At 53.4% G+C, this 19,559-nt stretch carries 24 protein-coding genes (1 of these 24 cut by a window edge); 2 read left to right on the top strand and 22 right to left on the bottom strand.

The features are described 5' to 3' along the window. Positions 1-304, bottom strand: the beginning of a protein-coding gene (locus MHH82_RS28195) for a nucleotidyltransferase-like protein (RefSeq protein ID WP_340968904.1). It extends 578 nt beyond the left edge of the window; only the first 304 of its 882 coding nucleotides appear in the window; its start codon is at positions 302-304; the stop codon falls past the left edge of the window. Positions 305-489: 185 nt separating this feature from the next. Between MHH82_RS28195 and MHH82_RS28200 the strand changes: the two genes are divergently transcribed. Next, on the top strand, positions 490-855 hold the full coding sequence (locus tag MHH82_RS28200) for a YgzB family protein (RefSeq protein ID WP_009594056.1): 366 nt from the start codon (positions 490-492) through the stop codon (positions 853-855). Between the two features lie 131 nt (positions 856-986). Here MHH82_RS28200 and MHH82_RS28205 read toward each other — a convergent pair whose 3' ends face one another. The 20 genes from MHH82_RS28205 to MHH82_RS28300 all read right to left on the bottom strand — a co-directional run bounded on the left by MHH82_RS28205 (position 987) and on the right by MHH82_RS28300 (position 16,393). Beyond that, entirely contained in the window at positions 987-2,801 is a 1,815-nt protein-coding gene (locus MHH82_RS28205; protein ID WP_445661982.1) for a glycosyl hydrolase family 18 protein, read from the bottom strand. 16 nt (positions 2,802-2,817) lie between these two features. Beyond that, on the bottom strand, positions 2,818-3,237 hold the full coding sequence (locus tag MHH82_RS28210; protein ID WP_015737452.1) for a Fur family transcriptional regulator: 420 nt from the start codon (positions 3,235-3,237) through the stop codon (positions 2,818-2,820). An 87-nt stretch (positions 3,238-3,324) separates the two neighbouring features. Next, positions 3,325-4,644: a DUF4097 family beta strand repeat-containing protein gene (locus MHH82_RS28215; RefSeq protein ID WP_340968909.1), complete on the bottom strand. Its 1,320-nt coding sequence runs from the start codon at positions 4,642-4,644 to the stop codon at positions 3,325-3,327. A 57-nt stretch (positions 4,645-4,701) separates the two neighbouring features. Continuing rightward, complete coding sequence (locus tag MHH82_RS28220; RefSeq protein ID WP_145040931.1) at positions 4,702-5,319, bottom strand: hypothetical protein; 618 nt, start codon at positions 5,317-5,319, stop codon at positions 4,702-4,704. A 196-nt stretch (positions 5,320-5,515) separates the two neighbouring features. After that, a complete protein-coding gene (locus MHH82_RS28225; RefSeq protein ID WP_119846411.1) occupies positions 5,516-6,229 on the bottom strand; it encodes an MgtC/SapB family protein in 714 nt (237 codons plus the stop codon). Positions 6,230-6,277: 48 nt separating this feature from the next. After that, positions 6,278-6,736 (bottom strand): GNAT family N-acetyltransferase, encoded by a 459-nt coding sequence (locus MHH82_RS28230; RefSeq protein WP_145040933.1) that lies wholly within the window; start codon positions 6,734-6,736, stop codon positions 6,278-6,280. Positions 6,737-6,951: 215 nt separating this feature from the next. Then, positions 6,952-8,391, bottom strand: coding sequence for an Asp-tRNA(Asn)/Glu-tRNA(Gln) amidotransferase subunit GatB (gatB, locus tag MHH82_RS28235; protein WP_192570574.1), 1,440 nt, complete (start codon positions 8,389-8,391; stop codon positions 6,952-6,954). Between the two features lie 30 nt (positions 8,392-8,421). Next, positions 8,422-9,879, bottom strand: coding sequence for an Asp-tRNA(Asn)/Glu-tRNA(Gln) amidotransferase subunit GatA (gene gatA / locus MHH82_RS28240; protein ID WP_340968915.1), 1,458 nt, complete (start codon positions 9,877-9,879; stop codon positions 8,422-8,424). Positions 9,880-9,899: 20 nt separating this feature from the next. Then, entirely contained in the window at positions 9,900-10,187 is a 288-nt protein-coding gene (gatC, locus tag MHH82_RS28245; protein ID WP_009594109.1) for an Asp-tRNA(Asn)/Glu-tRNA(Gln) amidotransferase subunit GatC, read from the bottom strand. A 174-nt stretch (positions 10,188-10,361) separates the two neighbouring features. Continuing rightward, entirely contained in the window at positions 10,362-10,742 is a 381-nt protein-coding gene (locus MHH82_RS28250) for a hypothetical protein (protein ID WP_009594088.1), read from the bottom strand. Between the two features lie 211 nt (positions 10,743-10,953). After that, positions 10,954-11,730 carry a hypothetical protein gene (locus tag MHH82_RS28255; protein WP_340968918.1) on the bottom strand — a complete coding sequence of 259 codons (777 nt, stop codon included), beginning with the start codon at positions 11,728-11,730 and terminating at the stop codon, positions 10,954-10,956. Beyond that, positions 11,727-12,650 carry an ABC transporter ATP-binding protein gene (locus tag MHH82_RS28260; protein ID WP_015737459.1) on the bottom strand — a complete coding sequence of 308 codons (924 nt, stop codon included), beginning with the start codon at positions 12,648-12,650 and terminating at the stop codon, positions 11,727-11,729. The genes MHH82_RS28255 and MHH82_RS28260 overlap by 4 nt, the downstream gene beginning before the upstream one ends. Next, positions 12,647-12,841, bottom strand: a complete 195-nt coding sequence (locus MHH82_RS28265; protein ID WP_340968920.1) for a PLDc N-terminal domain-containing protein — start codon at positions 12,839-12,841, stop codon at positions 12,647-12,649. The genes MHH82_RS28260 and MHH82_RS28265 overlap by 4 nt, the downstream gene beginning before the upstream one ends. A gap of 35 nt (positions 12,842-12,876) precedes the next feature. Beyond that, on the bottom strand, positions 12,877-13,086 hold the full coding sequence (locus MHH82_RS28270) for a hypothetical protein (RefSeq protein WP_009594077.1): 210 nt from the start codon (positions 13,084-13,086) through the stop codon (positions 12,877-12,879). Next, the gene (locus MHH82_RS28275) at positions 13,083-13,421 is read right to left on the bottom strand and encodes a YxlC family protein (RefSeq protein ID WP_340968922.1); all 339 of its coding nucleotides are present in this window, start codon (positions 13,419-13,421) and stop codon (positions 13,083-13,085) included. The genes MHH82_RS28270 and MHH82_RS28275 overlap by 4 nt, the downstream gene beginning before the upstream one ends. Further along, positions 13,405-13,962, bottom strand: a complete 558-nt coding sequence (gene sigY / locus MHH82_RS28280; RefSeq protein ID WP_015737462.1) for an RNA polymerase sigma factor SigY — start codon at positions 13,960-13,962, stop codon at positions 13,405-13,407. The genes MHH82_RS28275 and sigY overlap by 17 nt, the downstream gene beginning before the upstream one ends. A 236-nt stretch (positions 13,963-14,198) precedes the next feature. Further along, positions 14,199-14,390 carry a hypothetical protein gene (locus MHH82_RS28285; RefSeq protein WP_015737463.1) on the bottom strand — a complete coding sequence of 64 codons (192 nt, stop codon included), beginning with the start codon at positions 14,388-14,390 and terminating at the stop codon, positions 14,199-14,201. 180 nt (positions 14,391-14,570) lie between these two features. After that, the gene (locus MHH82_RS28290) at positions 14,571-15,209 is read right to left on the bottom strand and encodes an MBL fold metallo-hydrolase (protein WP_015737464.1); all 639 of its coding nucleotides are present in this window, start codon (positions 15,207-15,209) and stop codon (positions 14,571-14,573) included. A gap of 2 nt (positions 15,210-15,211) precedes the next feature. After that, positions 15,212-15,778 (bottom strand): thioredoxin family protein, encoded by a 567-nt coding sequence (locus MHH82_RS28295; RefSeq protein ID WP_015737465.1) that lies wholly within the window; start codon positions 15,776-15,778, stop codon positions 15,212-15,214. A 3-nt stretch (positions 15,779-15,781) separates the two neighbouring features. Continuing rightward, a complete protein-coding gene (locus MHH82_RS28300; protein WP_009594089.1) occupies positions 15,782-16,393 on the bottom strand; it encodes a DedA family protein in 612 nt (203 codons plus the stop codon). A gap of 163 nt (positions 16,394-16,556) precedes the next feature. Here MHH82_RS28300 and MHH82_RS28305 point away from each other — a divergent pair, with 163 nt between their 5' ends. Then, positions 16,557-16,871: a hypothetical protein gene (locus MHH82_RS28305; RefSeq protein ID WP_015737466.1), complete on the top strand. Its 315-nt coding sequence runs from the start codon at positions 16,557-16,559 to the stop codon at positions 16,869-16,871. Positions 16,872-17,112: 241 nt separating this feature from the next. On the opposite strand, the gene MHH82_RS28310 is transcribed toward MHH82_RS28305, so the two are convergent. After that, entirely contained in the window at positions 17,113-19,272 is a 2,160-nt protein-coding gene (locus tag MHH82_RS28310) for an O-antigen ligase family protein (RefSeq protein WP_340968925.1), read from the bottom strand. Positions 19,273-19,559: the final 287 nt, after the last annotated feature.

The following is a 19,559-nucleotide window of genomic DNA, read 5'->3' on the forward strand; positions in this document are numbered from 1 at the left end:
GATTGTCTTTTATGACATCCCCTTCCAGGAGGCATTTGATCAATACTTTGTGCGTGCCCCTCAGGAGTTCCCGATGCAATTCGTCCAAGCCGATGCTTAACACCTGACAGCGTTCCCCGCCTACGATAGAATGCTGGATGGGAGGCTCATCAGGCGTTCCGTCATACACGACAACAATATTGACCTCAAAATCGTGAACTAGTGATCCTCGCTGCATTTTGTCCGAATTACGGTATGCTATCGCTCCTACAGCTTCCTCATCAACCGTATTTCCATAATAAAAAGAAAAGTTGGTTAATTCCACGTTTCCCTCCATACATTCCTTGGCGAATTTCAGCCATTTCAGTTATAATGTAATTCTACATGTCCATGTAAGTTCCTTCTTTTAGGAGATAAGATCTTATAAGATGACAAACGGAATTCAAGATTTCATTTCTTGTTTCGCCTTATTCCATAAACAACTATTTGAATGGACAGGAGTTTTCGAGCATGATCTTTAAGAATGCAAAAATCAACGCCTTCCGCACATGGGGATTGCTGCTGACAATGCTCGGCATGGGCCTTATGGTGCTTGGCACAGCCGGTATCGTATTCTTTGGACAAGCAGGCAAAATATTTGCCGGTATCGGATTGGTGTTTGGCCTGATTATGATGCTGGGAAGTCTCGGCATTTACTTTTGGGCAGGCATGCTGTCCACGAGCGCCGTCCAAATCCAGTGCCCGGAGTGCAATAAACTGACCAAAATGCTGGGCAAAACCGACCGCTGCATGTTCTGTCATACGATTTTGACGCTGGATCCAAGCCAAGCCAACATCACAGCAGAAGAGCTTGAAGCCCAGCAGATCAAATCCTAACAAGGATTTGCAGAACCTGCTTATTATGTAGGATTCGCAACGCTTAAGACGAATAAACACAAAGAACCCGGTTATCCTCGCGATAACCGGGTTCTTTGTGTTTAGGATGAGAATGATAAGTTCATGGATCCCTAATCGTGTATCGTCTTAAGAACATGCCAGGTTTCCGGGACGGCAAAGCTTCGATTCCAGGAAGCAATGCCGCCAAGCTCCAGCTTTTTGGCCATTTTGACCCGGGATTGCAATGAAGTGCCGTCTTCCATCCATATCTTCTTAATGGACTCTCCCTCCATGAATTGGACATAATTCTGTCCGGTCCCGGCATCCAGCGAGCCTTTCACCTTCTGCTCCTTCAGCAGGGCCTGCTGCTTCTCCATACCAATCGCTTTGGAGGACACCTTCGTCTCTCCCGCTTCGCTCGTTTCCGTCCAGACTCTTGTATATAACGGTACGCCCAACACCAGCTTGGATGGCGGTACTGCATCCTCTTCCAGGATTCGCCTTACCGACTGCTCAGCCCATGGCAGTGAGGAGACCGATCCCGCTTTCGGACTGGTGGCCCAGTGCTCGTCGTAGGCCATCACCATCATGTAATCAACGGTTTCGCCGAGTCGTTTCCGGTCGAGAAAGAGCGACCACATCTCGCTGTTCGATTTGGGCGTAACATCGATGGACACAACCAAACCTCTGGCTTTGGCCAGCGGCTTCATTTCCCGCACGAATTGTACGACATGATCTTTATCCTTGGTGTAGACATTTTCAAAGTCGATATTGATACCGTCGAGATTGTATTGCTTGGCATAAGCCAGCATCTGTTCAATGATATGGGATCTTCTATCGAACGTAGACAGCGCTTCAGTTGTCAGGTCAGGGTCAAAGCTGTTGTCCATAAGACCCCAAACTTCCTTGTTCCTGTTATGCGCCCAACTCACATAATGCTTAACCGCTTTGGACTTGACTGTTCCTTCTCCGTCCACGATGCTGAACCAGGTCGGACTGACCACGTTGACACCGGGCAGTTCGCCAATGCTATCCGTGCTTGGATTCTTGGTGTAAACGGCTTCCCATACCAGGTTGACCGACTTGTCCTTCCATTCCAGCTCAGCCCGCGAAGGGGTCTGCTTCAGAGCCGGAATTTCCTTCAGTTCCCCAAGCTCGATCTGCTCTTTAAGAACATATCCGGTATACCCGTTATCCGCCTGAACGAATAACCATCCCTCCTCTTCGCGCCATACCCGAATCCGCTCGCCGGCCGGCATGTCCAGTACAATCGGGGACTTCTTCTCCCCGCTCTCGCGCAGAGCCACGGTGTCCTCAGGTTTACCGGGAGCCGCCTTCGCAAGCTGAATCGCATCCCCGGCGCGCATCAAAATGATCGCGCCTGTTACCGAGTCTTCGTGAACGGCCACGCCATAATGCTGTTTGAGCGGCTTCAGCGGAACATAAGCAATGCCGTTAACCAGTTCAGGCGCATACGGCAGGGTCACCGTTTTGCCGTTCAGTTCCCCCTTCGTGCTATCCATCTTCATGCGAAAAACCGATTCGGAAGTCGTGATAATAATGGATTCCGTTTCCTGCTCGTAACGGATGTTGGCATCCACGCTCTCCTGAATCACCGTGATCGGCAGCAGCAGCTCTTCGCCAGACCCCAGAGCAGGATGCTCCTTCAATTCGCCCTGAACGAAAATCGGCTTGTCCATTCCGCGCCAGTCCAGTACGGTATAGGTCTGGTTCGGAAACAACGTGGTGACAACCCACCAAACCCCCGCCGCAATCAGCATCAGCCCCAGATAAAAAGAGCTTCTGTTTGTACGCCTCTTTTTTCCCCGATATCTTCTTCTTGCCAAACTGCTCCCCCATTTCACTTTCGCACCCAATGCCATCGCGAAAAAATAAGCCCTTAAAAATAAAAACGTGTGGAATGGTTCATTCCGCACGTTCATCATCTATAACAACCGGCGTCTATTGACAGGACTTGCAGAGCCCATACAGCTCCATTCTCAGTCCTTTTACTTCAAATCCGGTGCTTTTCTCAGCCTGCACTCCCACATCTTCGAGGGACGGATAGCTGAAATCTTCGATTTTGCCGCAACTTTGACAGATGACATGATGATGGTCGGAGACGTTGGCGTCAAAACGACTCGAATTGTCTCCGTACGTCAGCTCACGCACCATGCCGGCTTCAATAAACATTTTTAAATTGTTATATACTGTGGCTACGCTCATACTAGGAAAATTAGGTTCCAGAGCCCGATAAATTTCATCCGCTGTCGGATGGCCCATAGATTCCACCAGATACGTTAAAATCGCATGACGTTGCGGCGTGATACGGACACCGGTCGTTTTCAGTTGTTCCAGCGCATGCTGTACGGACGTTCCCATGGTTGCCCACCGCCTTCAAGGTTAACTGGTTTTTACAAAGCTTAGATCGCTCTTACGCTTTATTGTACGGCGTTTCTTGGATTGTTGTCAATCCGGCAGAGGCGTCCAGCCCCCGCTGTTCCGGCCTTCCTCCTGTTCCGGGTAGCTCCGGTAAATGTTCAGGTTACTGTTACCTTCAATCCGAATGGAATGCTCGCCGGTGCCGGATTCCCCGGAAATGGTTTTCTGCTCGATCTTAAGATTAGGCAGCGTGGTCAGAATTCTTCCATAACTAATCGTCCCTTCAAGCTTGTAATCGCCCTCGAGAGGAACGTGAAGATTCATCTCTCCAACCGCGCTATATACATTCCAATCGCCTCCGATCCGAGGGGAACGAATGGCTACTCCGCCATTAAGGGACTCGGCGCTTAATTGCGACTCCGCGCCGCTGATCAGAATATTGCCGTTCCTCGTCTGGACCCGGATATGATCCGTCGTTCGTTTGACCGTCATGTTTCCTACTTGCGTGGTCAAGTCGGTCTCGCCCGTGATGTCGACGGCCAGCATATTCCCGCGGTTGGTGGACATTTTAATATTACCGATAACACCGCGCGCGGTCATTTCGCCGTTCAGCGTTTTGCCTGTGACATTCCCGTTGACCCGATCCATCGTGATGGGCCCATTCCCGCTCTCCAGCAAAATATTCTCAATCGCCTCCACGCGGTTTAAGGTAATCGCTCCGTTCATCGTCCGTATCTCAAAATTGAACCGGCGATCATCCGGGACCGCGATATTCAAATTCATTCGGGGCTGCCGTTTACCCGATTCTCCATAGGCTTTTCCCTTGGACCGAATCGTGATCGTCTTGCCTTCCCCGACCTCGATCGTCGACTGCTCGGCGATCGCCTCCGCTACACCGGGCTGCTCTCGGTCGACCCACACTACCGCTTCGACCCGGATATCGTCGACATCCTGTCGCGTGATGGAGATATCTCCGTTCAAGTGATCGACGATGATCTTCTCGGTGTCGAGCTCCACCGGTATATCCAGTGCCGGCTTCTGGAACCGGTTATCTTCCGCTTCGCTGTAATCCACGCCCGCTGCCGTCAAATTCAGGCTCACCCGGTTCCAGAGATGAAGGAAATGCTCCTGCTGGGAAATCACGAATACGGACGCCGTAACGGCGACTGCCAGCAGAATTCCCCGAATATCCGGCCGAAACCGAAATTCCCTGCGCCGGCCCAGGGCGCGGGACAGCGTATACCTGACTATATATTCAACGCCGAGCAGGATAAACAGCAGCGGCCACCAACGCTGGAGCATGAATATATAATCCGTCCCTCTCCACTCGTCAAGCAGCAGCAAAGCGCCCGTACTGACAAGCAGCAAGGCGGCCGTATATCGCCCAACTCTGATTTTTTGTTTCATCCGTCTCCTCCCCTCGTCTGATTACGCGGCTTTCACCCATGTGCCGCTGTACGTGTACTATAGGGATTTTCTCTTGTCTTTATGATGCCTGAGAGCTTCCCGGATCCCGGCCCAAATCCCGATAACGATGAGCACGACGGCGGAGGCCTCCGCACCGTAGTCGCGAATCCCCTGCTGCAGCCAAGGCGGCTTCTGGTGAAACAAAATGAGCAGGGACCCGGTAACAACCAGCATCAAGCCAAAGGCGATTCCCCGTTCACCGCGGAACAGATGATTCGCCCCGTTCCCTCTTCCGTCACCTCCGGAAGCAGCGGCTGCCTCGCCGCGTCTTTTTCGGGAAATAATATATTCGGCTGCCTGCAGCACGTCATACACGTTATAGAAATAACCGACCGGAATCAGAAGCCCCAGCACGACAAGCAGCGGAACGTTGATCTGCATGCCGATGGAAGAGAAATATAGAAGCGCCGATATATCCAGCAGCAGCAGCATGATGAACGTGATTCCCTTACGGTACATGCCGAGGTACAGATGACCCAAACCTGGAATGAGAGCGGCTAATAAAAGCGCGTAGAGTTTCCGTCTTTTTCGCTGAAGTCCGGGATGCCGCTTCATCCGAATCGAGCGCCTTTTTTTCTTGCGGACTGCGGTTTGCGTTTCGGTGGTTGGATTCATAACCTTCTCGCCTCCTTCCAAACATCAAGGGACTGGCGTTGTTTACCGATGTTTTTCTTTGATAGTACCCCAATGCGAAGCCGAAGTAACTGGCAAAAAACTGGATAGGCCGTTCAGGAGAAGCTGATAAGCCTACAAAAAAACGGCCCTGCCGGTAATTCAGCAGATGCCGTTTGGTTATGATGATGGAAACCGGTTATTCAGCCGTTACCATCGTTACGTGGCCGATTCCCCGCAATTGCCGAGTGATCTCCATCGGTTCGAATTTACGGTCGGTCAAGACTTGCAGCGAAATTTCGAGTCCTAGGACCGCAGGCTGCAATTCCCCGTATGCCGCATTGCTCCGCTCGTTTACGACGAGCTTCTTGATCACGAATTCCTGCTCCTCCAGAACCGCCGATATGTCATCCAAAATATTCGGCGTATTCGCCGCATGCAGGGTGATCAAATGCAGTTTGCTGCCGCGGATGTACCGCTGCTCCAGCTTATTAAAGACCACCAGGTTCAGAAGGATCAGCACCGTGGATACAATCGACGCAAAATAAAACCCGGCCCCTACGGCAAGCCCCACGGCGCCCACAACCCAGATGGACGCGGCGGTCGTTAATCCGGTAATGGATTTGCCTGTAAACAAAATGGTGCCGGCGCCCAGGAATCCGATCCCGGTAATGACGGCCGTGGCCAAGCGCGCAGGGTCAATCCGAACATTAATCTCGGCAACGAAATCGGAAAAACCGTAAATGGATAACAGCATAATAAGCGCAGAGCCCAAACACACCAAGATATGGGTACGCAATCCTGCCGCATGGTTGGAACGCTCCCGTTCAAAACCGATTAAGCCGCCAAGCAGCATAGCCAGCAGCAATCGTAATAATATGGATACATTATCTATCACCCAAGGATTAGTCAAAAGAACGATACTCCCCTCACGTCACGTCTGTCGAATATGCGATATCATTCATTGTTTATGAAGATGGAACTCGGTCAATTCCACGCCCGGAGCAACCTCGAATGCATGATCCCTCACGAACCCGAATTTCTCGTACAAGGTCACCGCCGGCGTATTGCGCGTCCCTGTCGAGACCGTGAACATCGGCGCCTCCTTGTAGCCTTCCAATACATGGCGAATTAAACTCCCCGCGATACCCTTGCGAAAATGACCGGGATGGACCATCATCCGCGATATGGTAACCTGATCCTCTTCGGGCTCCACCGCTATGGCTCCGATGAGATCCCCTTCTTCATTTATATAACCAAAAAAGGTTTCCCCGCTCGCACGGATCGTCTCAAAGGTGTCCAGCAGCGGAGGAATTTCGGAGAATCCGATCAATTCGGCTTCCAAAGGGTACGCCATGTGCTGCAGGCTCCATATCTGCTGTACGGTATCCCGATCCTCCAAGGATAGTTCCTTAATCATCCGTTCATCCCCTAACCGAGTTATTGTAAGAAAAAAGTCATCGGCGTTCTCTCAAAGAAGACAGACCGCATTTAACGGTATCTTTTCTGGCGATATCAGGCAGCAGCCCCTCCGAAGTTCATACTTTCTGATATCTTAAAAAGGAACTTGTCCCTGATGCGGGACAAGCTCCCATTATCTAAAAACAATTCGGGAACATGACGGATACACGTTAATTATCCGTTCAGCACCTCAACCAGCAGTTTGTTGGCAAGGGCCGGGTTGGCCTTCCCTTTGCTCTCTTTCATCACTTGACCAACCAGGAAGCCGATCGCCTTCTGTTTGCCTGCCTTGTAATCCTCCACGGATTGCGGATTGTTCGCGACCACCTGCTCGACGATGCCTTTGATCGCACCTTCATCGCTGATTTGGACAAGTCCCTTTTCCTCAACGATTTGCGCAGGCAGCTTGCCGCTTTCCAGCATCTCCTTAAAGACGGTTTTCGCGATTTTGCTGCTGATGGTCCCCTTTTCGATCAAGCCGATCATCTCGCCCAAGCCTTGGCCCGTAATCTTCACTTCAGACAGCTCCAGATTGTTCGAGTTCAAATAACCCAGCAGATCGCCCATGATCCAGTTGGATACGGATTTGGCATCCTTCGTGTAGTTCAAGCTGTCCTCAAAAAAGTCGGCGAGCAGCTTGGATGACGTAATGACCGCAGCATCATAGTCCGGCAAGCCGTACTCGGAAGCATAGCGGGCCTTGCGAGCATCCGGAAGCTCGGGGATCGTCGCGCGAACCGCCTCTTTCCACTCTTCGCTGATATGCACCGATACCAGATCCGGGTCCGGGAAATAGCGGTAGTCGTGCGCCTGCTCCTTGCCTCGCATGGAGAAGGTCTTCGCCTGGGCTTCGTCCCAGCGCCGCGTTTCCTGTACGATCACGCCGCCTTCATCAAGGATTTCCGCTTGACGGAACTGCTCATATTCCAATCCGCGCTGCACGCCGCGGAAGGAGTTCATGTTCTTCAGCTCGGCTTTCGTTCCGAATTCCTTCTGTCCCCATGGACGAAGGCTGATGTTGGCGTCGCAGCGAAGCGAGCCCTCTTCCATCTTCACGTCGGATACGTCGCAATACTGCATAATCGCGCGCATTTTCTCCAAGTAAGCCTTGGCTTCCTCCGGCGTTGAGATCTCCGGTTCGGACACGATCTCAACGAGCGGCGTTCCGACCCGGTTAAAGTCGACCAGCGATGCATAACCTCCGTCGACATGCGTGAGCTTGCCGGCATCTTCCTCCAGGTGCAGGCGGGTAATGCCGATCCGCTTCGTCTTCCCGTCCACCTCAATATCGATCCAGCCGTTTTCGCCGATCGGCTGATCGTACTGGGAAATCTGGTATGCTTTCGGGGAATCCGGGTAGAAATAGTTCTTGCGGTCGAATTTGCTGACATCGCCGATGGTGCAGTTCAGCGCCATGGCAGCCTTTATGGCATATTCCACAGCCTGGCGGTTCAATACGGGCAGAACGCCGGGATGGCCAAGGCAGATGGGACATGTATGCGTGTTCGGCGGAGCTCCGAACGCAGTGGAGCAGCCGCAAAAAATTTTGGAATGGGTATGCAGCTCTACGTGAACTTCCAATCCGATAACCGTTTCATATTTAGATGTAGACATCGATTGTTTCCCTCCTTCTCTGCCGCCGGTTTACAGTTCAGGGCGCCGTTTATGATGATCTGTATTTTGCTCGTAGGCATGCGCGACGCGCAGCACGGTCGACTCATCAAAAGCTTTCCCGATAATTTGCATTCCTACGGGCAGTCCGTCCGCGAATCCGCAAGGGACGCTTACTGCCGGCACTCCCGCCAGGCTGACAGGAATCGTCAGGATATCGTTCAAATACATCGTCAGCGGATCATCGACTTGCGTCCCCAGCTTGAAAGCCGTAGTCGGAGCCGTAGGTCCGATGATGACATCATATTGCTCGAATACTTTATCGAAGTCCTGCTTGATGAGGGTGCGGGCTTTCTGCGCCTTCAAATAATAGGCATCGTAATAGCCCGAGCTGAGCGCGTAAGTCCCCAGCATGATGCGGCGTTTCACCTCATCCCCGAAGCCTTGGCTGCGGGATTCGTGATACAGGTCAATCAGGCTGCCTGCATTGTCGGAACGTACGCCGTAACGTACGCCGTCAAAGCGGGCCAGATTCGAGGAAGCCTCCGAAGAAGCAAGCAGATAATACGTAGCGACCGCATAATCGGTGTGCGGCAGGGAAACTTCGTCCCAGGTAGCGCCCAGCGATTCAAGCACCTTCAGCGCGTTCAGGACGGTTTCCTTCACTTCGGCGTCAACGCCCTCGCCCAGATATTCTTTAGGAACGGCGATGCGCAGACCGGCAACGTCTCCGGACAACGCGCTTAGATAGTCGGGCACGTCCACTTTGGCGGATGTCGAATCCATCGGGTCATAACCGGCGATGGCTTGCAGGACATAGGCAGAATCTTCTACGTTTTTCGTCAAAGGCCCGATCTGATCCAGCGATGAAGCGAAGGCGACAAGGCCAAACCGGGATACGAGTCCGTAGGTCGGCTTAAGTCCCACGACGCCGCAGTAAGAAGCCGGCTGCCGAATGGAGCCGCCGGTATCCGAGCCCAGCGCGAAGTAAGCTTCGCCGGCAGCTACGGCCGCAGCCGAGCCGCCGCTCGATCCGCCTGGTACACGGTCCAAGTCCCATGGGTTGCGTACGGGATAAAAGCTGGAGTTCTCATTGGAGCCTCCCATTGCAAATTCATCCATGTTCAGCTTGCCGATCGTTATGGTGTCCGCCGCGCGCAATTTACCGACAACCGTCGCATCGTAAACCGGCGTGAAATTAGACAGAAACTGACTTGCACATGTGGTGCGAAGCCCTTCCGTTACGATATTGTCCTTAATTCCGACAGGAAGTCCGAACAACAGTCCGCGCGTCTCCCCAGCAGCCAGCTTGTCGTCCAAAGCCTTGGCCGATGTACGCGCGCCTTCCTCGTCCAGCGTAATAAATGCCTTTACCCGATCCTCACGTTCGGAAATACGGGTAAACGCTTGGTCGACCAGATCGGTTACGGAAAGCTCCTTATTCTGCAGCTTATTATGTATCTCCGATAACTTGTAATCAAACAGACTCAAGTGTGTATCCTCCCTCCAGGCTATTCCAAAACAGCAGGTACTTTAATTTGATCGTCTTCTTCATCCGGTGCGTTGAGCAGCACTTTCTCGATCGGCAGGCTCTCGCGCACTTCGTCTTCCCGCATGACATTGCTGAGGTGCAGCACGTGCGTAGTCGGCTCAACGCCGTCTGTATCCAATTCGTTTAATTTCTCGGCATATTGTAAAATCGCATTCAGTTGGCCGGTAAACATCTGCTCTTCTTCAGGCGTCAAATTTAATCGGGCCAGCTTTGCTACATGCTGAACATCCTTATCGGTAATGCTCATGGCTTTGTGTCCTCCTTCATGCCCCTATCCAGTTAAAGGGGTAAAGTCTGTCTCGATAACTTTTCTCATTATATTGTAGAAGCATGGAAGATTCAATCCAATGGCTTGAAGCGTGGAGCTCTTAGGAACTGCTTGCCCGTCACTTCAAAAAAGAGTCGGCCTCAGCCGACTCTTCTAGATCCAAGCGCGAAGATTCACCTGTTTGATGAAGTCCGCCTGGGACATTGCTTCCTTGGTTTCCTCTTCCTCTTCAACACTTTCCAACTCGCCGTTCATCACTTGACGAAACAGCTTCTCATTATATGTCGACAGGGCGAAATCGATGAGCGCTTCCCGCTCGACCCGCTCGGCTTCCTGTTTCAACACGATTGATTCCAGCTCTACATCATCCGCCGGAACAAAAAAATTACGGTTGAGGCTCGGAATCCGAATGACGTAATCGAACGCATTGTCCGGATTTCGGTCATACGCGATGATATAACCGTATTGACCGATTGGAAGATTCTGCTCAAAGGCATCCGCAACGATTGTGATCTTTTCCCCTAAACGCAGCATCGTCTACCTCCTGAGTTGTCTATCCTTTTTCAAGCGATAAGAAAGTATAAACTTCTACAGCTAATCATCCTTATTTCCCAAGAAAACTTCCGCTATATGCGGTCTGTCTTCCGAAAAGTAAGTCGATTGCCATTTTCTTATCTTCATAGTCTACTAAAAAAAGATAGAGATGTCCATGTGATTCAGATAAAACCTGAATCTCCCATGGAAACTAGGATTGCGGGGACAATGGGCTCCGTCTGAGCAGCCTCGCGGCAACGATAATCGACACCACCATGAGCAGTATCGCCACGATGATCGGAGACCAGACGCTGCTCACTTCGCCGACAATCCGCTCCGCGGCCATGCTGCTTAATCGGCCCGGGTTCCATTGAAGGCGGGAGGGCAGCAAACCGGACAAGAGCGAAAGCGCGCCGGCCACCGCCAAGCTGATGAAAGCAGCAGCAGGGCCGCGGAGGACGGCGCCGAGCGGCAGGGCAAGCGTTACGATCCAAGCCAGCCATACGACATACAATCCCCCGCCGCTGGCCACCGCTCCCCATTCCAAGGGACCGATGAGCAGATGCGTATAATACGCTGCGCCGCCAAGCCCAAGCGCAAAGGATGCGGCTATCAAAGTCATCATGGCGGCCCATTTGGCAGCCATCATGGGAATCGTGGATACCGAGCGGGCAAGAACAAGCTCAGCCGTGCCGGTGGCCCTTTCCCCAGCTACCGTGTTCATCCCCGCAAGCACAAGCACCAGCAGGCCGATGACGCTGAACTGGCTTAAGGCTGACGCCATCACGCTCTCGGCGGACGGGACGGTAAATAACGCAGCCGCTTCCGGCGGCACTTCTCCGGCCATGGTCAGGATTTCCGGCAAATAATAGGTCGATACCGGCTGCATAATGCCAAGCAGCAGAAAAACGGCGGGGACCCAAATCCATTTATAGGTCCGGCCGGACTCAAGCATCTCTTTTTGATAATAGATCCAGAACGGCTTCATGAGCCCACCACCTTCATAAACATATCCTCGAGCGTAGACGTGCCGGCTTCAAAACGAAGCAGCTCGATTCCGCCGTCGGCAAGCTCTTGGATCAAAGCGGCGCGCGCCACCTCCATATCCGTCACCATCAGCTTGGCGCCGCGTTTGCCGAGCTCGATCTCTTGCACATAAGGACGGTTCGCGAGACTGTCGAGCCAAGCAACTTCCCGCTCCCCCGGTTCAACATCAATCGATAAGACCGGCTGGCGGTATTTCGTGCGTAGTTCGCTAAGCGCGCCCTTCTCCGCAATCTCCCCGTCTACCATCAGTATCATGTCATCGCAAATTTCTTCCGCATCATGAAGCACATGGGTCGAGAACAGAACGGTGACTTCCCCCCGCAGGCGGTCGAGCAGGTCCATAACCTCCCGGCGTCCGATCGGGTCCAGCGCCGATACCGGCTCGTCCAGCATGATCAGCTCCGGCTCGTGCACAAGCGCCTGTGCGATGCCAAGCCGCTGCTTCATTCCGCCGGAATAACCGGATATCCGGCGTTTGGCAGCCTGCTGCAGGCCCACCATCTCGATCACTTCCCGACTTCGCCGAAGGGCCTCTTTTCCGGATAATCCCGACAGCTTGGCGCTAAACGACAAATATTCCATACCTGACATCCAGCTATAAAACTTCGGATACTGCGGCAAGTAACCAATCCGGTGACGCCAACTGTCCGTATGGCCATCTCCCGATCCATATCGGATCTCGCCCCGGGTCGGAGGAATCAATCCTGCCAGCATTCGCAGCGTTGTCGTCTTCCCTGCGCCGTTCGGTCCCAGCAGTGCCGTACAGCCTCCGCGCTTCAATTCAAACGAGATGCCTTTTACCGGCATGATGCTTCCGATGCTTTTGGTCAGTTCATGAATGCTAAGAAGTTTCTCCGTCAAGCCTCTCGCCTCCCCGCAATAAAATAAGCAATGCTGCCAAGAATGTTACCCAGCAATATAATCAACAGCCACATCCATCTCGGCCCACGTATGTTTGCCGGCTCTGCCCGAAACAAAGATATAAGACCCGTGACCGCAAGAATCGCTTGCAGTGCAAGAATCGGCCAGATCAATCCCCAGTTAATATCCATAACAATCCCCCATGTTCCATATTTAATGAAGAAGCTTAAGACTCGCTGCCGTCTTTACGAATGACGAATATCCAGTAAAAGAGCAGCGGCAACGGCATCGTCGTAGACCCCCATATCCCCCAGAACCAAGCCATCTTGCCAAGCCCCCGCTTCCTTGCATCCAGGAAAAGCCATGTCCCTTGGATCAGCACCAGCACAACGGCAAGGACGATCACTACCAGCGGGCTCTCGTTCACTTCATTCATCGGATTCCCTTCTTTCCGGCAGATCTCAGACTCTTGGAAAATACAAGGACGGAAATCCCCGCGACCATGCCGAACCCGTGAATAAACAGCAGGATCATCGGCGCTGCCAAGGCAGCCATCAATCCCCCACCGACGATAAAGAGCGCAACCAGAAGAAAGAGAAGCAACTCGTATTTCATCCGCTTCCGTTTGCGTTCCAAGGTATGAACGGCCAACGCATGCAGTCCTTCCAGGGATGGGGATGGCGCATCTTCAAACAATTGATCCACCCGCTTCATTTCCTGGTTCAATTCTTCAATCCATTTTTTATCCTCATGTTCAGGTCCTCTGACCATCGTCACCCATCTCCTTTCGCAGCTGTTTAATGCCGTAGGCGGTCCGCGATTTCACCGTTCCTTCGGGAATGCCGAGCATCGTTCCGATTTCCTCGTAGCTGTAGCCGTAATAGTGCTTCAGCAGGATGGCAATCCGATGATCCTCGGATAATCGGGACAATCCATCCAGCATATCCGTCCAGTCTTCTCCCCGCCGCTCCATCTGCCAGCGCATCCGCCTTGCCGACTGAACCGCCTCCTGCTCCAGCCATTTCTTCTCCCGTTTCTTTCGCCGGGTATTATCGATGAACAAACGGGTAGCAATGGTAATCATCCAAGAGGAGAAGGACGAAGTCCCGTTGTAACGGTTCATATTCTCCATGCATCGAACGATGGTATCCTGCGCGGTATCTTCGGCAAGCATCGGGTCCATCGTCACTTTCAGCAAATATTTATAAAGGAAGGAGTAATGCTGCTTGAACAGCAGCGCCATGGCAGCAGCATCTCCTAACTGCGCTTGTCGTATCAAATCCTCTTCGCCAGGGATCATGATTGAAATCATCACCTTCTTTCGCCTTCGCCTGTAGTACGAATAACTGCAGCCAATCGTTCAAACGGTTATTATATTTATCGTGTACCAAATGATGTAATTTATATAGATGCCTCCGGATGCTTCAGAAATTTCTTATGGTATCCGTAAAAAAACAAAAAAAAGCAGCCGGTTGACCCGGCTGCAGTCTCCAATCGGAGGATCATTGTTTCTCACTTCATGATGAGGGTGTCATGTTAGCGGTCCACCTATTGATTCAATCTGATACCCTGCAGCCGATGATGCCATGGCTGCTGCGCGATCCCTTCATCCTTCACCAGCCTGTCCCAGACAACGGATGAAATATCCGTCTGGCCCCGCCGGCGGAACTCCGGTTGCCGATCAATCGCTTCGCTTCTTGTAACATTCCCGTTCAGCAGCGATAGATGATCTTTTCTCACTGGCGCTTCCCCCTAATCACGTCCATGCCAAAAAAACTCCCCATAAAATAAAAGAACGCAAACCGGGATGAATTCCACAGTCTGCGTGCTTCGCAATGGGTAACATTTAATTAACCCTATTGTATCAATCTTGTCTATATTTGTCCAGACAAAGTTTCCCGATTTATGTCGGATGTTATCCTACCTGCTCGCAGGGACATAAGGATTCCGCTGCTTTTCATAGCCAATGGTTGTCCGAGGCCCGTGGCCGGAGTACACAACGACCTCATCCGCAAACGTATACAGCGTGTTCTGAATGGAATCAACCAAATCGCGTTCACGGCCGCCCGGAAGATCCGTTCGCCCAACGCCTAGACGGAACAGCACATCACCGGAAAACAGATCATTTCCGCACTTGAAGCTCACGCTTCCCGGCGAATGGCCCGGTGTATGAAAGACCTTGAAGGTATGCCCGATCAGTTGCAGCTCCAGTCCATCGGCCAAATCGTACTCCGCCGGCTCGGTGGACAGCGGTCCGGTGACCTGAGGCCACATCAGCGAACCGTTAAGCTTTGGACTGGCCAGCCATTCGCTCTCCAAGGTGTGGAGATAAACAGGACAGTCCTTCAGCTTGCGGATCTCCTCGACGCCCCCCATGTGGTCAAAATGCGCATGGGTCAGCAGGATCGCTTCAATCTCCAAATCCGCTATTCGCTTCACGAGCGGCCCCGGGTTCATGCCAGGATCGATAATGATCGCTTTGCCTTCTACAGGCCCTGTCAGTAAATATGCATTCGTCTGAAGCGGTCCTAAATTAAAGGTCTCAATATGAAGTGTCATGATTAAAACCCTGACATCAGTTCACGCAATTCCTTAATGATGGCAGCGTGAAACTCATACCCTTCCCCGTAGGCTTGAATGATGCTTTGCCGCGTGACGGCAAGGTTGTCCTGATAGTCCGTTGCTTCACGATCCGGATTGTTCTGCTTGAACTCAATCATAAACTTCTGAACATGCGCCGGACGCGGTCCCCATGTGCCGAGGACATGTCCCCCGGTATCCGAAATGATCACAACCGGAATGGAACGGGCGCCCATGGTCAGGAACTGATCCATGACGTCCAGATTCTCTTCCATAATCAGCACTTCCGTCTCAATCCCCGCGGTCTCCATCGCACGGAATACGACAGGGATATTGCGCGCAACATCGCCGCACCAATCCGCTGCCAGAATGAGGACCCGTAGATCATCCCTGAAATTGAGGCTTTCAAAAAACGCTTTATCCTCTTCATTCTCCCATTTAAACTGCTCGTAGCCTGCCTTGAACGTATCCTGGTTCTTCTGCATGCCGTCCATGAATTGCTGCGGAGATATGCCCGTACCCAAATGATTTGCCATATTCATACTCATTCGTTATTTCGACCTCGCCTTCGCTGATTTTATCCATTTTATCAAAAAATAAAGAATCATGACGGCTAATGCGCCCAGCAGAATTTCCCGAACGTAAGGCCCTGCCTTCTCGTCGATATGCTCCCACTGGTCGCCCAGAAGCAATCCGAGGTATAAGAATAATGCCGTCCACGGAATAACCGCAAGTGTGGTCAACAGCGTAAACCTGCCCACATGCATTTTGGATATACCCGCCGGGATGGAAATCGCATGTCTTACCACCGGTACAAACCGAGCCGTAAATATAACGCCGGTACCATACTTGCCGAACCATTCCTCGGCATAGTCGATATGCTTCTTCTTAATCAGTATGTACTTCCCGTACTTCTCCAGAAAGGGTCTGCCCCCGTAACGGCCGATCCAATAAATGAATAATTGGGCGAGCACGCCGCCAACGGTACCAAAAATCATGGCACCGATAAAATGAACCTCACCCATGGAAACCAGATAACCGCCATAGGCGAGTACGATCTCGCTTGGGATGACCTCCACCATTAATCCGAGCATGATTCCGAAATAGCCCAGCTGCTGGATCCATTCAAACAGTCGGCCCACAGCCTCGTAAAAGAATTCCACGCTTGTCCCCCGCCTTCCTACTGCGTTGATTTCTAGTACTAGCCTATTCTAACACAGCCCGGGACATGCCTTCTACATGCCTTATAATGCGCCCAATTATGGGCGGTGCAGTGACTTTCGCCCGTTTCGGGACATATGGTGAAGCAAAGGAGTGAGTTAAAGCATGCATTCTCCCCATGCCAAACGACCGGGCAGCAAGCCCCCCTCCCCGCGCGGGATACGGCGGGCCTGCAGCAAAGAATTATACCGTACGACCAAGCGGCTCAAGCTGTACCTTCCTCCGGAAACCTTAAAGCAAGGAGAGGAATTGTATTATCGGAAGGTCATCGGAAACCTGATCTGGATTCACGAAAACTACAGCAACAAAAAACTGCTGTGCGACTGGTGGGAAAAAGACGTCTGCAGCGAGCTTGCCGAGCTCTGGCAGGTTCCGGAGCGCCAGCTGGCCTCCGCCTTTCGGGATGCCTTCGGGGGATGACATGGCCCCCCTCTTCCCCCTGTCACACCGTGAGAAATTACGACAAAAGGCTGCATTTGGATCGTCAACCGTAGATTGATAGGTCGGTCCATTCTACACCGTTCGTTCTAAGGCGAACCAGCAAAGCGTCGTCAACGCCATGCCGCCCTTCATGGTACCGCGTAATGTGGGGCAAGGTAAGTCGCCGCAATCGGTTGCGATTCGGCATGATTCGCCATAGGCTGTGCGGGGATAACGGATATCAGGGCTGCCTTGCGGCATGCTCCCGTTCTCCCCATGTCATCGTGTTATCGAAGCGGTTGGCCTGCCGAGCCGCAAGCACGGACAGATGAAAGCCACGGTCATTTCGAAAAGGATCAAGCTCATGAAGGGCAGTCGCAAGGAAGCGATAGCGCTTCAAGGTATCCCATCCGGCCCGGGCCGCCTCAACCGCTCCGGCGGAGTCTCCCGCCCTGCGGTGCCAGTCCGCAAGGGCGGCCAGCTTCAGCACGGCCCGGGTTTGCTTGACCGGATTGAAACGATCCAGTTCGATGCCCCTTTTGAACCATGCCGCCGCTTCCTCCGATTCGCCTCTTAGGGAATAACCTTCTGCCAGCTTCCAGCTTAAACCCGGGTGATTCGGCGCATGCACCATGCTTCGTTTCAGCAGCGGAATCTGCTCGCTTGGGGGAAGCCATGCCGAGAGCTTTATGGCCGCATCCGTATTGGCGGGGTTCCACTTTAACGAGGATCGGAGGAGCAGGATCTGCCGGCCTGGCGGCTCTGATACGGCCCATCGCTCTTGAAGCTCGCTGATGCCCAGCGCCGAGGCGAGAAAAGTCCAAGCCGCGAGCGGGAGAATGGCCATAACCCTGAGCCGTCGCAGCAGGGAAGGGGCCCGCCCCCCTTCATAGCCGTCTTGCAGTTGATTCCATCGTTTGAACGGCCGGGTTAGCCGAGTTGCCATAGATCCATGCTGCGGCGCCTCATCGGGGGAACCCCCGGCCAAGCCCATTACCGTAAGCCACAATAGGAGCAGCCATACCAACCCGAAGCCCCAATCGAAATCCACGGACGCATGTCCGATCAGCACGAGGGCGGGGGGCATGAATCGGGAGCTTGCCGCGATGAGCCTCGCAACCATAAAGATAACCAAAATAAGGACAATCAGCAGCCCAATGATTCCCGTATTCAACAGGATATCCATATATCCATTATGCACCTCGGCACCCACATAGGGCTGGGACTGAATGGCAAGGTAGGATTGCCGCCACGTCTCCCCTCCCCGTCCCAGCCACGGCGACGACCGGGCCAGCTGCCAGGCGTCGCTGTACATGAGGCGGCGCGCGCTGAGCGTTGCCGCGCCGCCCAGGGTCCGATCCTGCACCTGGAGCAGGATCACGACAACCGCTGCGGCTGCCAGCAAGGCCGCAGCTCCCAGGGCCCCGGGCGCGGCGTAACGCCGCCCGGGCCCCCCGCTGTGCCGCCAGCGGCACAGCAGCAGGCCGGCGAGGACGCCGCCGGCCCAAAGCCCGGCCAGCCACAGCAGGCCGGGCAGCACGGCTGGCGCCAGCCTGGCATCCGCCAGCTGGCGGTACAGCAGCGCCGCGCTCGCCACAGGCGCGGCGGCAGCCACAAGGAGCGGCGCCAAGGCACGCCGCTCCTTGGCGAAGCCGGCCGCGCACGCAAGAGCGGCCGCGAGCCAGGCGCCGCGCGACTCCGTCAGGAGCAGCGCGGCGGTATAGGGCGCAAGCGGCAGAAGCGCAGCCGCTGCGCGGAGCGTGCCCGTCCGGTTCCGCAGGACCGACGGCAGCGCGAACAGCCGCTCCAGCAAAAAGGCGGCCATCACCGCCCCGAACGTGTTCGGGTACTGAAGCAGGCCGCCGAGCCTCGCGCCGGTCGCGCTAATGTCCGCATCCGCCGTATGATAGATCCCATACGGCAGCTCCATAAGCCCGTATACGGCAAGCAAGGCGCTGCCGCACAGCACGGCGCCCAGCAGATGCCAGCCGGCATGCATGATGCGTAAGCCGGGGCCTGTACGGCACGCGCGCCAAGCAGCAATGGCAAAAGAACCATAGCTTCCCCACAGGATGATCTCCTTCATCGTGCCTTCCAAAGAGAGGGGGCGCCTTATCCCGTGAATGACGTAGATGAGAAGGATTGCGCAGATGCAGCCAAGAACCACCCGCAATTCTCTGTCCGAAGGAACCGCCTCCGGCAGTTTTCCCATGCCATGATTCTTCCGGCCTTGAACGGCACCGTGCCAAACGGCTCCCGTCATGAGCAGCAGAAGCACGCCGAAACCTGCTCCGATCCAATATATATCCTCGTCAAAAAACATTCCGCTCCGGATACTGGCCGTAAGCCCCAGCCCGATCAGCATCATCCCGCAAACACGATGCAGGGTATTCGATGCCATTACACCACGCCCCTTTCAAGAAAGAATGCGTAACCCTTCTCCGTTTCATGTTCAGCCGCTCCCGCTCCTCCGCGTGCTGAACATGAAACCCGCCTAATAGCCATTGTGGACAAGGACGGTCGGCGTTATTCTTGATTCAATGTTGGCGATCACATCTGGTGCTGTAAGGGCCACACGATTCCCTGGATTAAGGCTTTGATTGCCATCGCAAGAAAAACTTCTATCGACGACGCACGTTCTTAGAAGAATGACCGCGTTTAGATGTTGATTTTGTTGCGATAACCGGA

It is taken from the genome of Bacillus sp. FSL K6-6540, assembly GCF_038007545.1.